At 69.7% G+C, this 13,901-nt stretch carries 13 protein-coding genes; 7 read left to right on the top strand and 6 right to left on the bottom strand.

The window, feature by feature from the left end; translation table 11 throughout:
* Nucleotides 1–13: 13 nt before the first annotated feature.
* Entirely contained in the window at nt 14–2,449 is a 2,436-nt protein-coding gene (locus FOH10_RS30680) for a molybdopterin-dependent oxidoreductase (protein WP_244961444.1), read from the bottom strand.
* A 124-nt stretch (nt 2,450–2,573) separates the two neighbouring features.
* Here FOH10_RS30680 and FOH10_RS30675 point away from each other — a divergent pair, with 124 nt between their 5' ends.
* On the top strand, nt 2,574–3,023 hold the full coding sequence (locus tag FOH10_RS30675) for a helix-turn-helix domain-containing protein (RefSeq protein WP_143983284.1): 450 nt from the start codon (nt 2,574–2,576) through the stop codon (nt 3,021–3,023).
* Nucleotides 3,024–3,345: 322 nt separating this feature from the next.
* Here FOH10_RS30675 and FOH10_RS30670 read toward each other — a convergent pair whose 3' ends face one another.
* Nucleotides 3,346–3,831, bottom strand: coding sequence for a hypothetical protein (locus FOH10_RS30670; protein ID WP_143983283.1), 486 nt, complete (start codon nt 3,829–3,831; stop codon nt 3,346–3,348).
* A gap of 349 nt (nt 3,832–4,180) precedes the next feature.
* Between FOH10_RS30670 and FOH10_RS30665 the strand changes: the two genes are divergently transcribed.
* The 3 genes from FOH10_RS30665 (at nt 4,181) to FOH10_RS30655 (ending at nt 7,119) form a co-directional block, all read left to right on the top strand.
* Entirely contained in the window at nt 4,181–4,753 is a 573-nt protein-coding gene (locus FOH10_RS30665; protein WP_143983282.1) for a DUF4282 domain-containing protein, read from the top strand.
* 105 nt (nt 4,754–4,858) lie between these two features.
* Nucleotides 4,859–5,731: a helix-turn-helix domain-containing protein gene (locus tag FOH10_RS30660; protein ID WP_143983281.1), complete on the top strand. Its 873-nt coding sequence runs from the start codon at nt 4,859–4,861 to the stop codon at nt 5,729–5,731.
* 143 nt (nt 5,732–5,874) lie between these two features.
* A complete protein-coding gene (locus FOH10_RS30655) occupies nt 5,875–7,119 on the top strand; it encodes a serine hydrolase domain-containing protein (RefSeq protein WP_228813186.1) in 1,245 nt (414 codons plus the stop codon).
* 37 nt (nt 7,120–7,156) lie between these two features.
* Here FOH10_RS30655 and FOH10_RS30650 read toward each other — a convergent pair whose 3' ends face one another.
* The gene (locus tag FOH10_RS30650; protein ID WP_143983280.1) at nt 7,157–7,555 is read right to left on the bottom strand and encodes a DUF1801 domain-containing protein; all 399 of its coding nucleotides are present in this window, start codon (nt 7,553–7,555) and stop codon (nt 7,157–7,159) included.
* A 16-nt stretch (nt 7,556–7,571) separates the two neighbouring features.
* On the bottom strand, nt 7,572–7,970 hold the full coding sequence (locus FOH10_RS30645) for a MarR family transcriptional regulator (protein WP_039808513.1): 399 nt from the start codon (nt 7,968–7,970) through the stop codon (nt 7,572–7,574).
* 86 nt (nt 7,971–8,056) lie between these two features.
* On the opposite strand from FOH10_RS30645, the gene FOH10_RS30640 reads away from it, so the two are divergent.
* Together FOH10_RS30640 and FOH10_RS30635 are read left to right on the top strand one after the other, a co-directional pair.
* Nucleotides 8,057–9,523 carry an MFS transporter gene (locus FOH10_RS30640; protein WP_143983279.1) on the top strand — a complete coding sequence of 489 codons (1,467 nt, stop codon included), beginning with the start codon at nt 8,057–8,059 and terminating at the stop codon, nt 9,521–9,523.
* Nucleotides 9,524–9,732: 209 nt separating this feature from the next.
* A complete protein-coding gene (locus FOH10_RS30635) occupies nt 9,733–10,743 on the top strand; it encodes an alpha/beta fold hydrolase (protein ID WP_244961443.1) in 1,011 nt (336 codons plus the stop codon).
* A 394-nt stretch (nt 10,744–11,137) separates the two neighbouring features.
* Here the strand turns inward: FOH10_RS30635 and FOH10_RS30630 are convergent, their stop codons facing one another.
* The gene (locus FOH10_RS30630) at nt 11,138–11,704 is read right to left on the bottom strand and encodes a dTDP-4-dehydrorhamnose 3,5-epimerase family protein (RefSeq protein WP_143983277.1); all 567 of its coding nucleotides are present in this window, start codon (nt 11,702–11,704) and stop codon (nt 11,138–11,140) included.
* 2 nt (nt 11,705–11,706) lie between these two features.
* Complete coding sequence (gene rfbA / locus FOH10_RS30625; protein ID WP_143983276.1) at nt 11,707–12,606, bottom strand: glucose-1-phosphate thymidylyltransferase RfbA; 900 nt, start codon at nt 12,604–12,606, stop codon at nt 11,707–11,709.
* Between the two features lie 246 nt (nt 12,607–12,852).
* Between rfbA and FOH10_RS30620 the strand changes: the two genes are divergently transcribed.
* Nucleotides 12,853–13,839, top strand: coding sequence for an alpha/beta hydrolase (locus FOH10_RS30620; protein WP_143983275.1), 987 nt, complete (start codon nt 12,853–12,855; stop codon nt 13,837–13,839).
* Nucleotides 13,840–13,901: the final 62 nt, after the last annotated feature.

Below are 13,901 nucleotides of genomic sequence, written 5' to 3'. Positions count from 1 at the left end.
GCGGGCACCGACCTCAGGCCGGGGTGAGCGTTACCGGCACGCCGTTGAACACGGCATTGCCGGAGGGGGCGTCGACGAGCGAATCATCGGTCAGCACATTGGCATTCACGCCGGCGTGCGCGCGCGCCACGGCCTGCGAGCTGTCCGCGTGCCCCCACCCGTGCGGCAGGCTCACCACGCCGGGCATGATCTCCTCGGTCGGTTCGACGGTGACGATCACGGTGCCCGCCGCGGACTTCACCACGGCCTGCCCGTTCAAGCCCAGCCGCGCCACGTCGTCGGGGTGGATGTGCAGGGTGCACCGGTTGGATCCGCCCACCAGCGACGAGACATTGTGCAGCCAGCTGTTGTTGGACCGCAGCTGCCGCCGCCCGATGAGCACCATCTCCGGCGCGTCGTCGCGCAGCCGCGCCCGCAGCCGCCGCACATCGGCGAGCAACTGCGGCGGCGCGAGCTCCACCTTCCGTGATGCCGTGCGCAGCACCCCGGGCAGTCGCGGCCGCAACGGGCCGAGGTCGATGCCGTGCGGATGCTCCAGCAGCACACCCAGATTCAGCGCGCCGTGCCACCGGGACGGGGCTGCGCCGTCGTCACGCCGCACGCCGCCGTCCGTCGCGTCCGGTACCGATGCGGTGCCGGTGTCGTCACGCGCCGGTTCCTTTTCGGCCGCCGATGCCGGTGCGCCGCCGACATCACCCGTGGGTGGCGTCCCACCCTGCCCTACGGTCTCGTTTCGCACCGCTGGCCCAGCGGGGGACTCCGTGGCGGCGGCGGTATGAGATTCCGTTCCGGTCGCACGTCGGACGCCCGCCGCCGGATTCCACTCGCCGTACGGCCCGAGCCGCAGCATCATGTCGATGCGCTGCTCGGTCGTGTTCTCGCCCAGCAGCTCCGGGCGGCGTTCGAGCAGTCCGGCCTTCTGCAGGGTGCCCGTGATGACCATCTCGTCCACCGCCTCGAGCGGGGTGACGCCCTCCGGCGGCCGCTGTCCGCTCACCGCCATGGCCAAGCGGGCGAGGATCTCGGCCTCCGAGGGGTGGTCACCGAGCGGTACCAGGGGGCGCGAATAGCGGGCATAGTTGCGCACCGCGAAGTTCAGCAGCGCGAAATCGTAGTGCGGGGCCTGCACGATGCGCGGCGGCGGCAGGATCACATCGGCGTGGCGGGTGGTCTCGTTGAGGTACCGGTCCACGCACACCATGAATTCCAGTCCGGCGAAGGCGGCGTCCAGGCGCGGTCCGCTGGGCGCGGAGAGCACCGGATTGCCCGCCACCGTCACCATGGCCCGGATCTGTCCATCGCCCGGCGTGCCGATCTCGTCGGCGAGGGTGGCGACGGGCAGCTCACCCATGGCCTCCGGCAGCTCGCGCACCCGGCTGGTCCACCGCCCGGTGCGGAAGGGGCGGGACCGTACGATGCCCAGCGCCGCCCCGGTGGCGAACATGGCACCGCCGGAGGTGTCGAGATTTCCGGTGAGCACATTCACCACATCCACCAGCCACTGCGTGACGGTGCCGAATTCGGCTGTGCAGGTGCCGATCCGGGCGTAGACGGCGGCTGTCGGCGCGGCGGCCAGCTCGCGAGCGATCCGGGCCACCGTCGCGGCGGGCACGCCGGTGCGCGCCGACACCACGTCGGGGGTGAAATCAGCGGCGGCCGCGCGGATCTCGTCCAGCCCCTCGACCTCGACGCGGACGTCGGTGAGCTGCTCGGCGAACAGCGTGTGCACGATCCCGAACAGCAGATACGCATCACTGCCCGGCCGGATGAACAGATGCTCGTCCGCGAGCTTGGCCGTGCGGGTGCGCCGCGGATCCACCACCGTGAAGCGTCCGCCGCGTTTGCGCAGCGCCTTCAGCCGTCCCGGGAAATCCGGTGCGGTGCACAGCGATCCGTTCGACTCCAGCGGGTTCGCGCCGAGCATGAGCAGATAGTCGGTGCGATCCAGATCCGGCACCGCGACCGTGAGCGGATCGCCGAACATGAGCCCGCTCGCGACCTGCTTCGGCATCTGATCGGCGGTGCTGGCGGAGTAGATGTTCCTGGTGCCCAGTGCGCGCAGCACCAGCGGCAGGTACAGGGCCCCGGCCACGGTGTGCGCGTTGGGGTTTCCCACGTACACGCCCACGGCCTGATTGCCGTGCGCGTGCGCGATGGCGGGCAGCCGCTCACCGATGAGCGCGAAGGCCTCCGCCCAGGTCGCGGTCCGCCATTCGTCGGTGTCGCGGTCGCGGATCATGGGCTCGGTCAGCCGATCCGGATCCTCGTCGAGAGCTCCGAGGCTGGCCCCTTTGGGGCAGATGAAGCCGTGACTGAACGGGTCGGCATGGTCGCCGCGTACGGCTGTTACGTGGTCGTGGGCGTCGAGGGTGAGTTCGAGACCGCACACCGCCTCGCAGAGCGGGCAGGTGCGCAGCAGCGTCCGGGGGCTGTCCGTGACGGGGGTCATACCTCATCATCGCCCGCCACCCCGACAGGCGAAACCGGAAGCGGACGATTTGTGTCGGGACGCCGACACAACGAACGTCCGCGCGCGGACAGACCCGCCGCCCGTTCGCGGCCAGGCTGGGTACATGCGGTTTCTCGAACGAACACAAGCCCTCGAAGCACTGCACGCCGCCTGCGCGGACATCGCCGCGGGCACCGCCACGGTGGTCGAGGTGACCATCGCGGGTGAAACCGGCCTGTTCGTGCGCACCTCACCCCAGCCCGGCCCGCTCTGCCGCTCCACCCTGCGCAACCATCCCGCCCGCCTCACCCCGAGGCAGCAGGACGTCCTGGAACTGGTCTGCGCGGGCCTCACCAACCCGGAGATCGCCGACCGCCTCTACCTGTCGGTCCGCACGGTCGACCACCACGTCTCGTCCATCCTCGCCAAACTCGGCGTCCCCAACCGCCGCGCCGCCCGCGCCGCCGCCCTCCACCACCAGGCCACCGCCCCGCACGCCCGCCGCCACGCGGCGCACACGCGCCGCCACCGCAGCACCCCGGCGGCGGTGCCCCACCTGTCCCACACCGCCTGAACCAGCCACCCCGAGCGCTACTGCCTGCCGGTCGGGCGCGCCTGGTCGTCGTCGGCCGGGGCTCGCCGCGCCCGGCATGGCCGGACGGACGGCCGCCCGGCCTGACCGTCCGGCCCGTGCACTTCTGCCCGCCCGCCTCACCTTCTGGGCGGGGGCCAGGCGAGATCCCTGCCACTACCGAGTACAGCCCCCTCCCATGCGGGAGGGGGCTGACGCACGTCCACTCGCGGCGATCGACTACACCGCCATCCTGCTCCGCGCACGCGAAAACCGCGGGTGCCGGGGAGCACCCGCGGTCAGCGGAGTCCTAGAACGACGTACTTCAGGAAGCGATACGCGCCACCTGCGGCTTGCGCCCGCTCACGGCCGCCCGCACGGCGGCGGAGATCGCCACCACCGGCGGCACCCAGCGTGCCTCCTGCGGAGCGACTCCCCAGCACGCCGACCCGGCGGCGGACAGCTGCGTCGGCGGCAGCGGGATGCCCGCGCCGTCGGAGTGCACGATGGCACCGGCGGCCCGCAGCGCCTCGAGCGCCATGGCGGCCTTCTGTACGCCGGTGACCAGGTGGATTTCGCGGCGCTCGGTGCCCGGGATCTCGATGACCGGCCCCGAGAGGTTGTTGGCACGCAGGAAGCGACGGACATAAGCGGCGGTCTCCCCGGATACCTCGATACCCGCCAGGTTGTCGTCGGTGATCAGGCAGATGCCGTTGGCCGTTTCGGCGACCGTCCAGCCACGCTGGGTGTATTCCTGCGTAGATGCGGCCAACACTGCGGCCGTGACGGAAGACGAAAACGTCGTACGCACTGGATTCTCCATTCCCCGGTAGATCTAGGTCCTGCTCTGTGCGTGGTATCGCCGCCCGGTGTCCGAGGCGTTACAGGCTCTTTTTCACGCGTCTTCGTTCGCGGCTACAAAAGAGACAGCTTCGCGTTGTAGGTGGCGCTACTGCGCCTGTGTCACAGCGGTGACATTTCCGGGTCGGTACCCACTACCTGCGATAACGCCGAAGCTGCTCGCGCCCACGCGTTTCCGAGCGTGATGTGCCCGGAAATGGGAAGTGTCGGAGAACACACTGCGTCGGACTGTAGCGCGGATGTGATTGCGATCAGACTTGGCGTGCCGGAAGGCCGGTGGGAGAGGAGCGTTTTCGTCCATGACCGATCGATCGGGTGGGGATCAGTCCGAACTGGACGAGTTCGAGGCGGAATCGCGCTGGCTGGCGTTCAAGGAGTCGGCGGTCAAGCGCATGTCCCGGCACGCCGCCGAGGCCGATGCGGACGAGCAGCGGCCGGTCGAACCGTTCGCCAGCCCAAGCGCATTCGGCTCCTGGAGCGTCGAGGCCGCGCGCGCTCTGGTGGACCTGCAATTCCGCCGGACCGCCACCCGCACCCTGCTGCCGCTGGCGTATCTGCTGGGTCTGGCGGGCGCGGTGGCCATTCCCATCGCCACGACGGTGTTACTGCTGAGGTCCTCGATGTGGGTGGGAGTGGTGTTCGCGGTGGTGTTCGCGATACCGTTGGGGCTCACCATCGCCGCCACCGTGCGCCTACTGCTGGAATTCCTGGTGAACGCCTCGCGGCTGGCGGGCAAGGTGGAACATATCGCCGAGCTGGCCGACGATCTGTTCCAGGCCCTGTCGGATGTGGCCGAACCGGTCAATCAGCTGTCGGAGGATATGCGTGCCGTGCAGTTCTGGCGCTTCCGAAAGCGTAACTCCCGCAAGTAGTCTCGTCTCCGAACGGTCGTTCGTGGCGGCCCCGGCGTTCCCCGCGTCCATGGATCGGCGAGATTTCCTGTGTCACAATGCGATCGCAACTTGTTAGGGGGACGGATGGCTCTACCGCAGGGGATCACCGGATCGACCATGCCGCGTCGACAACTCGGTCGTCAGCTTCGCGACCTGCGCAATCGCGCGCGGATGACGACCCGGGTGGCCGCGCAGCGGCTGGAATGGTCCGAGGCCAAGATCTGGCGTATCGAGACCGGTCAGACATCGCTGCGCAGCCTCGACGTCGAGGCCATGTGCCGCATCTACGGTGCGCCCGAGGACGCCATCCAGCCGCTGGCCGCGCTGGCCCGGGAGACCAAGGCGCGCGGCTGGTGGACCGAGTACAGCGACGTCATCGACGAGGGTTACGAGGTGTACATCGGCCTCGAGGAGGCCGCTGCCCGCCTCACCACCTATGAGAACGAGCTGGTGCCCGGGCTGTTGCAGACCGAGGACTACATGCGCGCGGTGCTCGCGGGCGCGTATCCGGGCATCACCGCCGAGCAGATGGACCGCCGGGTGCGGGTCCGCACCACCCGCCAGCAGTTGCTGACGCGCTCGGATTCCCCGCTGCAACTGGATGTGGTGATCTCGGAGGCGGTGCTCTGGCATCGGATCGGGGGCGAGGGGGTCACCGCCGGTCAGCTGGACCGCCTGCGCGATCTGAGCGAACTGCCGAATGTGCGGCTGCGGCTGGTGCCCGCGGACTGCGGATACCACCACGGAATGGATGCGGGCCGATTCGTCCTGCTCGAATTCCCCGCACCCGCGGGCGAGGTGCCCGAACCCCCGGTGGTGTACGTGGAATCCCTCACCGGCTCCTCCTATCTGGACAAAGACCACGATGTGGAGCGCTATCGCGAGGCATTCCGGGCCGTCGCGACGGTGGCGGCGGACGCCGCGCCCGTCATCGAGTCCGCGCGTGCCTCGGTCTGAGCTGTCCGCCCATTGTGCTGTTTCACAGAACTCGCGCGCACCCATTGTCCCCGCGCGTGACGGCGGTTACAGTCGGTGCTAGCAGGGTGCTTGCAACTGCGAGCGCGAACCCTGTGGAGTGAGCCAGACAAAGGAGTCTGACCATGCCAGGTGAGAGCACCGACAGATCCTCCGGGGAACTATCCGCGGCCGGCCCCACGCGCGGCCGACAGATGCTCGTCGACGACCGCTTCACGGCGGTCGCCGCCAAGTTCTTCCAGATCTTCCGCCGCTCGCGTGCGGGTGGCGGCGCCTTCGCGGTTTTCCTCGACGGCGAGCCGGTGCTCGACATCTGGGCGGGTTGGGCCGAACCCGGACGCCGCTGGGGCGCCGACACCATGGCGCTGTCGTATTCCACCGGCAAGGGTGTGGCGGCCACCGTCATCAACCGTCTCGCCGATCGCGGGGTCATCGACTACGACGCTCCCGTCGCCGAGTACTGGCCCGAATTCGCGGCCGCGGGCAAGGGTGACATCACCGTGCGGCAGGCGCTCGCCCATCGCGCCGGAGTGCAGCGCATGCGCGGACTGCTCGACGATCCCGAGGAGCTACTCGACCACGACAAGGTGGCCGCGGCCATGGCGGCGAGCGCGCCGGATCCGCTGCGGCACCGGGCTTCCGGATATCACGGGCTGAACTTCGGCACGCTGGTCGCGGAGATCGCGCAGCGGGCGAGCGGACGGCCCTTCGCCGACCTGGTGCGCAGCGAACTCGTGGAGCCGCTGGGCGACAACGACTTCTGGTTCGGGGTGCCCCGGCAGCAGCGGCATCGCATCGCCCGCCTGTCGCCCCGGCTCAGCGTCGGCAAGGTGCCGTTCGACCGGCTGGTCGGGCTGCCCGCGCGGGTGCGGGCGCTGCATTCGGCGCGCGGGGCGGTGTACGACGGCTGGGCCGACATGTCGGTGGGGGAGCGCCCCTACGACGCCATGATGCCCGGCTGGAACGGGACTTTCACCGCGCGGTCGCTGGCGCGCATGTACGGCGCCATCGCCAATGACGGCGTGGTCGGTCACCGCCGACTGCTCAGCGCGCAGGGTGCGCGGACACTCGCCGAGATGCCGGTGAACAGCCGTTTCGACTACGTCCTCGGCGCACCACCGCAATTCGCGCTCGGCTATCACCGCGCCATCGTCGGAGCGACGCTGACCCGCAAGGCGTTCGGGCACTTCGGCATCGGCGGCTCCGGCGGCATGGCGATCCCCGGCCGCGGCCTGGGCATCGGCTTCGTCACCAACCAGCTCGGTTATTCGGCCATGACCCTGGGCGATGCCCGGCTGCCGATGCTGGCGGCCATGACGCAGCGGGCCGCACGGGTGGCGCGCGGCGAGGGCGCGGCGATCGCCGCCTGAGTCCGGCTCCCGGCGCGGTGTTGCCGCGCCTCCGGGTTCAGTTCCCGCCCTTCAGCTTTCGCCAGCCCCCGGCGCGGTTGTTGGCGATGATCTGCCGGAACATGGCGAGCAGCGCCGGGGCGTTCAGGGCCTCGCCCTCGCGAACGGCGACGGTGCGGGCCGTCTTGTTGTCGTGCCCGCCGGTGATGATCCCCTCCGGATCGGGCACGATGGCCCCGTCGTAGAGGAAGACGTTCACATGGTCCTTGGCGGCGAGCAGCGCGCAGATATTGCCGTCCAGCACGAAGTAGGGCCGCACCGTGCGTTTGATGGTCTCGACGACCTCGGGATCGGCCTCGTGCACCAGCTCCCGCACCTCGCGGCATACGGCCTGCTGCCATTCTGGTAGCGCGTCGATGTAGGCATCGACCCGCGGATCGACCGCGTAGGAGGGCATGCCCGCAGCATACGGCTCAGCGCAGCGACTGTTCCAGGACTTCGCGATGTGTGGGCGCGGCCGCACGGTGCAGTTCGCGGCCCTTGTCGGTGAGGCAGACGAAGATGGCGCGGCGGTCTTCGGTGCACAGCGTGCGGTTGACCAGGCCGTCGCGTTCCAGGCGGGCCACCGCGCGGGAGAGGGCGCTCTGGCTGAGGTGGATGTCTCCGGCGAGGTCGCTCATCTTGTAGCTCTCACCGCCGGCCTCCATGAGCCGGTCGAGGGTTTCGAATTCGCTGAGCCCGATGTGGTGGCGGCCCTGCAACTCCTTCTCGAGGGCGCAGGAGGCGGTCGCGTGCCGGCTCAGCAGCTCGCGCCATTCGGCTACCAGCCCGGTGGCTTCGGGCCGGTCGACAGGCGCTGTCGGCTTCGGCATGGGGCCATCCTAGTGGTCGGCATCGAATCATGCAACCGCATTTAATGCTTGCACATTTAATGCGCGTGCATGTACTGTTTCGGCTCATGACCACAACGGCTCTGAAATCGGCTGCCGCATCCGCCGATACGAACAGCTGGCCCCTGCGCCTCTGGGGCATGCTGATCACCCTGTGCATCGTGCTGTTCCTCGACGGTCTGGACGTGTCGATGATCGGCGTCGCACTGCCGTCCATCGGAACCGAACTCGACCTCCCCACCTCCACCCTGCAATGGCTGGTCAGCGGCTACGTGCTCGGCTACGGCGGCCTGCTGCTGCTGGGCGGACGCACCGCCGACCTGCTCGGCCGCCGCAAGGTCTTCCTGATCGCGCTGGCCGTCTTCGCCCTCGCCTCGCTGGCGAGCGCGCTGGTCAGCTCTGGCCCGCTGCTGATCCTCACCCGCTTCATCAAGGGCCTGGCCGCCGCCTTCACCGCGCCGACCGGCCTGTCCATCATCACCACCAACTTCGCCGAGGGCCCGGCCCGCAACAAGGCGCTGTCGATCTACACCGTGTTCGGCGCGGGCGGCTACTCCATGGGTCTGCTGTTCGGCGGCCTCATGACCGGTATCGGCTGGCGCTGGACCTTCCTGCTGCCGGTGCCCATCGCGCTGGCGGCCCTGATCGCGGCCATCTTCCTGGTGCCCAAGGACAAGCCCGCCGACGAGGGCGGCCACGACATCCTGGGCGCTGTGCTGTCCACCGCCGCCATGCTGCTGCTGGTCTACACCGTGGTCACCGCCCCCGAGGTGGGTTGGGCGTCGGCGCGCACCATCGGCTCGTTCGTACTGGCCGCGGCGCTGTTCGCCGGATTCATCGCGGTCGAGAAGCGGGTGCGGTATCCGCTGGTCCGCCTGGGCATCCTGCGCAAGGCCACCCTGGTCCGCGCCAGCCTCGCCATCATCGCGGTGGGCGGTTCGTACTTCAGCTGGCAGTTCATCACCACGCTGTACTTCCAGGACACCCTCGGCTGGTCGCCGCTGCACCTGGCGCTCGCCCTGCTGCCGGTGGGTCTGCTGGTGGTCACCTCGGCCTTCGTCTCCGACAAGCTGGTCGACCGCTTCGGCACCGGGCCGATCATCGCCATCACCATGGCGGTCATGGCCGTCGGCTACCTGATGTTCCTGCGCGTCGACACCGCCCCGAACTATCTGACGGTCCTGCTGCCCGCCATCCTGCTGATCGGCATCGGCTGGGTCGGCTTCCCGGCCATCAATATCCAGGCCACCAGCGGTATCGACAATGACGAGCAGGGGCTCGCCGCCGGCGTGCTGCAAACCGCCATGCAGGTCGGCGCGGCCATCGTGCTGGCGGTGACCACCGCCATCGTCACCTCGGGCGCGCACACCGACCCCAGCCCGGCCGCCATGCTGGACACCTACCGTCCCGGCCTGGAATTCGCCGCGGGCGTGGCCATTGTGGGAGCCCTGGTCGCCCTCACGGTCTACCTGCCGAAGCGGCGCAAGAACCGTGCGGTCGAGCAGACGGAGGCCGAACTGCAACTCGTCGGCTGACCCGATCTCCGGCTCGGCGACGGCTCTCCCTCGTCGCCCGCCGGGCCGGATCGCTGGGGCGCATCGCACACGCGATGCGCCCCAGCGCTTTCAGCATCACCGGCGATATCGCCACCCGCCGCCCGGCGGTGACTCCTGTGTCCGTGACTCCTGTGTCCGTGCGGCGCGTCCTACCGTCGTTGCCGTGGTCGGGTTGTCACGATGTCAGCGTGAGTCGCGACAGGCTGGCTGCGGTGTTCGCACGTCGTCGGGCGCGGCTGCGGTCGCGGCGCTACGCCACCGCGGCGCTGAATCCACCCACCGCGCCCGGCGCGACCGTGCCCGTGACCACCCCGGACGGGGCGCGATTGCGGGTGCGCGTCTACGGTCCGGCCGAGGGGCGGCCGATCGTGCTCGTCCACGGCTGGGGCTGCTGCCTCGAATACTGGAATCCGCAGATCAACGCCTTCGCCGAGGAGTACCGCCTGATCTGCTACGACCAGCGCGGGCACGGGGAGAGCGGTCTCGGCGCGGATGGCCCGAGTATCGATCAGCTCGGCGACGACCTGGCCACCGTGCTGGCCGCCACCCTGCGTCCGGGTGAACCGGCGCTGGTGGTCGGGCACAGCATGGGCGGAATCACCGTGCAGGCGTGGGCCGCCCGCCACCGCGACCAGTTCGACTCCCACGCGGCGGGTGCGATCCTGGCCAACACCACCTCGGGCCGCATCGCCACCGGCACCGAACTGCTGCCCGGCTTCAATGTGCCCCTGCGGATTCTCGGCCGCCGCGTCCAACTCTCGGCCCGGCTGCTGGTGTCGCTGCTCGGTCTGCCGCTGCCGATTCCGGGCGGCCCACTGGTGAAGTGGCTGATCCGCTGGCGCATCATGTCCCGCAACGCCACCCCGGACGAGGTGGCCTTCGTCCTGAACATCGTGCGCTCCTGCCCGCCGCGCGGCCGCGCCCGCGTGGAGCGGATGCTCGCCGAATTCGATCTGGGCCCGGCCGCCGAACACCTCACCGTCCCGACCACCGTGATCGCCGGAGACCGCGACCGCCTGCTCCCCCTGGCCATGTCACGCGCCCTCGCCGACGCCCTGGCCCGGGTCGGCAGCCTGGTGGACCTCCACATCCTGCCCACCGGGCACGCCGCGAATATCGAAGCCACGAACCGTTTCAACGCCGAACTGGCAGCCGCGGCCCGCCGCGCCTTCGACACCCCGAGCGCGACCACCGGCTGATACCGGGCCACGCGGTCGCGACGCCGGCTGGGCGTCGGTTCTCGGCCTGCGGCGAACGGTCAGCGTCCTGACCGGGGTGCCATGAGCGGCGGGCGGCACGCCTCGCGAAGTGGTGGGTGCCGCGACCGTCCAGTCGCACGGCAAACCACGCGGATCCCGGCTCCGGACGTGGCGGCCGGTGTCATCGCGAGCGATCGGACGGCGCGGAGCCGGGGGTTTCGTGCGCCCGGGATTCTCAGTGCACCGGGATTGCCGGTGCACCTGGGTCGTCAGTACGACAGCGCACTTGGGTCGTCAGTGCGACAGCGCACCTGGGTCGTTAGCGCGACAGCGCACCTGGGTCGTTAGCGCGACAGCGCACCTGGGTCGTTAGCGCGACAGCGCACCTGGGTCGTCAATACAACAGCCGTGCGTCCGACAGTGGGGGTGCGGCGGCGTCCTTGGCCGAGCGGATGACCGTGAGCGGCTGCCCGTCTCGACCCACCGTCGGCCATTCGATGCCGATGGCCGGATCGAACGCGTCCACCTCACCGTCGAATTCGGGGGTGTACTCCAGGGAGCACAGGTACGTCACGGTGGAGTCGTCCGCCAGCGACAGCAGTGCGTGCCCCAGCCCCTCGGCCAGGAACACCGACCGGCGCGTCACATCGTCGATCACCACGGCGTCCCACCGGCCGAAGGTCGGCGAGTCGGGCCGCAGATCCACCACCACATCCAGGAACGCGCCCCGCACACAGGTCACGTACTTGGCCTGCCCCGGCGGATTCGCGGTGTAGTGGATGCCGCGCAGCACCCCGGCGGCCGAGGTGGAGACGTTCACCTGCTGGAGATCGAAGGGCCGCCCCACCGCCTTCTCGAATTCCGACGCCTTGAACTGCTCGAGGAACACCCCGCGCGCGTCACCGTGCAGCCGCGGCGTGAACTCCCACGCGCCGGGCACCGACAGTTCCCGTATCTCCACCGTCAGTGCTCCCGTCCCAGTGCGCCCTGCTCCCACTCCCGGCCGTGCTCCAGCAGATTCAGCAGGTAGGTGCCGTAACCCGAGCGTTCGAGCGGTTCGGCGATGGCGCGCAGCTGTTCGTCGTCGATGAAGTTCATCCGCCAGGCCACCTCTTCGGGTACCCCGATCTTGAGGCCCTGCCGCTCTTCGATGGTGCGCACGTAATTCGCGGCGTCCAGCAGTGAGTCGAAGGTGCCGGTGTCGAGCCAGGCGGTGCCGCGGGCGAGCACCTCCACCCGCAGTCTGCCCTGTTCGAGATAGGTGCGGTTGATATCGGTGATCTCGTATTCGCCGCGCGCCGAGGGCCGCAGCCCGCGGGCGATCTCGACGACGTCGTTGTCGTAGAAGTACAGCCCCGGAATGGCGTAGTTGGAGCGCGGCCGCTTCGGCTTCTCCTCGATGGAGATGGCCTTGCCCTCGGCGAATTCCACCACGCCGTAGGCGGTGGGGTCGGAGACCCGGTAGGCGAACACCGCGCCGCCGTCGAGCCCGTCGAAGCGGTGCAGCGTGGTGCCGAGTCCGGGTCCGTGGAAGATGTTGTCGCCCAGCACCAGTGCCGCGCAGTCGGTGCCGATGTGCTCGGCGCCCAGGACGAAGGCGCGGGCGAGCCCGTCGGGTTCCGGTTGCACCACATAGGAGATGGACAGCCCGAACCGGCTGCCGTCGCCGAGCAGGCGCGCGAAGGCGTCGCTGTCCTCCGGTGTGGTGATGACCAGGATGTCCCGGATTCCCGCCAGCATGAGCGTGGACAGGGGGTAGTACACCATCGGCTTGTCGTACACCGGGACCAGCTGTTTGCTCACCCCGCGCGTGATCGGGTGCAGCCGTGAGCCCGTGCCGCCCGCCAGGATGATTCCGCGCATGTCACAGCAGTCTGCCAGTTGGGTCGCGGGCGGGGGCGGGGAGGTTCCGACTCGACCGCGAATCGATCACGGCCGGTTTACCGCAATGCCCTTGTGGCCATTAAGTGTTGCGTACGTCACGTTCTCATGGTGTTCTGAAACGACGCTATGTGAGATGTCAGCGCCGACTCTCGCGCGCCGGGTGCCCGAGCCCTGTTCGGTCCCTGGACGAACGGCTCGGCGCGCCAACAACGAGGTAGGTGCGCGATGACAGCGACAAGTGACAGCGTCCCGGTGGCCAACCCGCACGGCATCAGCGTGTACGCACACGCCCTGGCGGCGGCCTGCCGCACCGTGGTCCGGCCGCTCGGTGGCCTGGTGCCCGTCAACGCGCGCACCATCCCGGTGGCGGCGACGGTGATCAACGGGCTGTCGAAATTCCGGCCGCAGCCGCGCGGGGTGGAGCGGGAGCAGGTGCGGCTCAGGGACTTCCGCATGGAGATCGTGCGTCCCGCCGGAGCCCGCAGTTCGCTGCGCGACGGCGCGATCATGTACATGCACGGCGGCGGCTTCTTCCTGTGCGGGCTGGACACACACCGCCCCGTGGTGGCCGCGCTGGCTCGGCGCACCGGGCTGCCGGTGGTGAGTGTGGAGTATCGGCAGCTGCCCGATACCGACATCTCCGGTTCGGTCGACGACTGCCTGACCGCCTACCGCTGGCTGCTCAGCCGGGGCGCGGATGCCTCGCGCATCGTCTTCGCCGGTGATTCCGCCGGTGGCTACATGACTTTCGCGACCGCCCTGCGCGCCCGCGATCAGGGGCATCCGGTGCCTGCCGGGCTGGTCGGCCTGTGCCCCGCCCTGGACCTGGACTGCACCGAGAAGCGCGCCCACCCGAACATGCGCCGGGACCCGCTCATTCCGCTGTCCGCGCTGGAATCGGTGGTGCGCATCGGAGCTACGGTCGACGGCTGCCTGGACCCGCGGCTGTCACCGGTCAACGGCGTGCTCGCCGGGATGCCCCCGGCCCTGCTCATCGTGGCCGAGGACGAGGTGCTGCGCCGCGACAGCGAACTCATGGCCCAGCGCCTGGCCGCCGCGGGCGTCCCGGCCACCCTGGAGGTCTGGCGCGGTCAGGTGCACGCCTTCATGGCCATCTTCCCGGGTATGCCGGAGAGCCGGGCGGCGCTGGCGTCGGTGGCCCGCTTCGTCCGCGCCCGCCTCGAAGCCGAGCAGCTGATGCGCACCGCCTGAGCGCCCCGAACACGGCGAACCCGCCCGGTCTCAGACCGGGCGGGTTCGCTTGTGGCGCTTGC

This window comes from Nocardia otitidiscaviarum (genome assembly GCF_007362295.1).
Lineage (GTDB): Bacteria > Actinomycetota > Actinomycetes > Mycobacteriales > Mycobacteriaceae > Nocardia > Nocardia otitidiscaviarum.
This window is presented reverse-complemented; position numbering and strand designations above follow the sequence as displayed.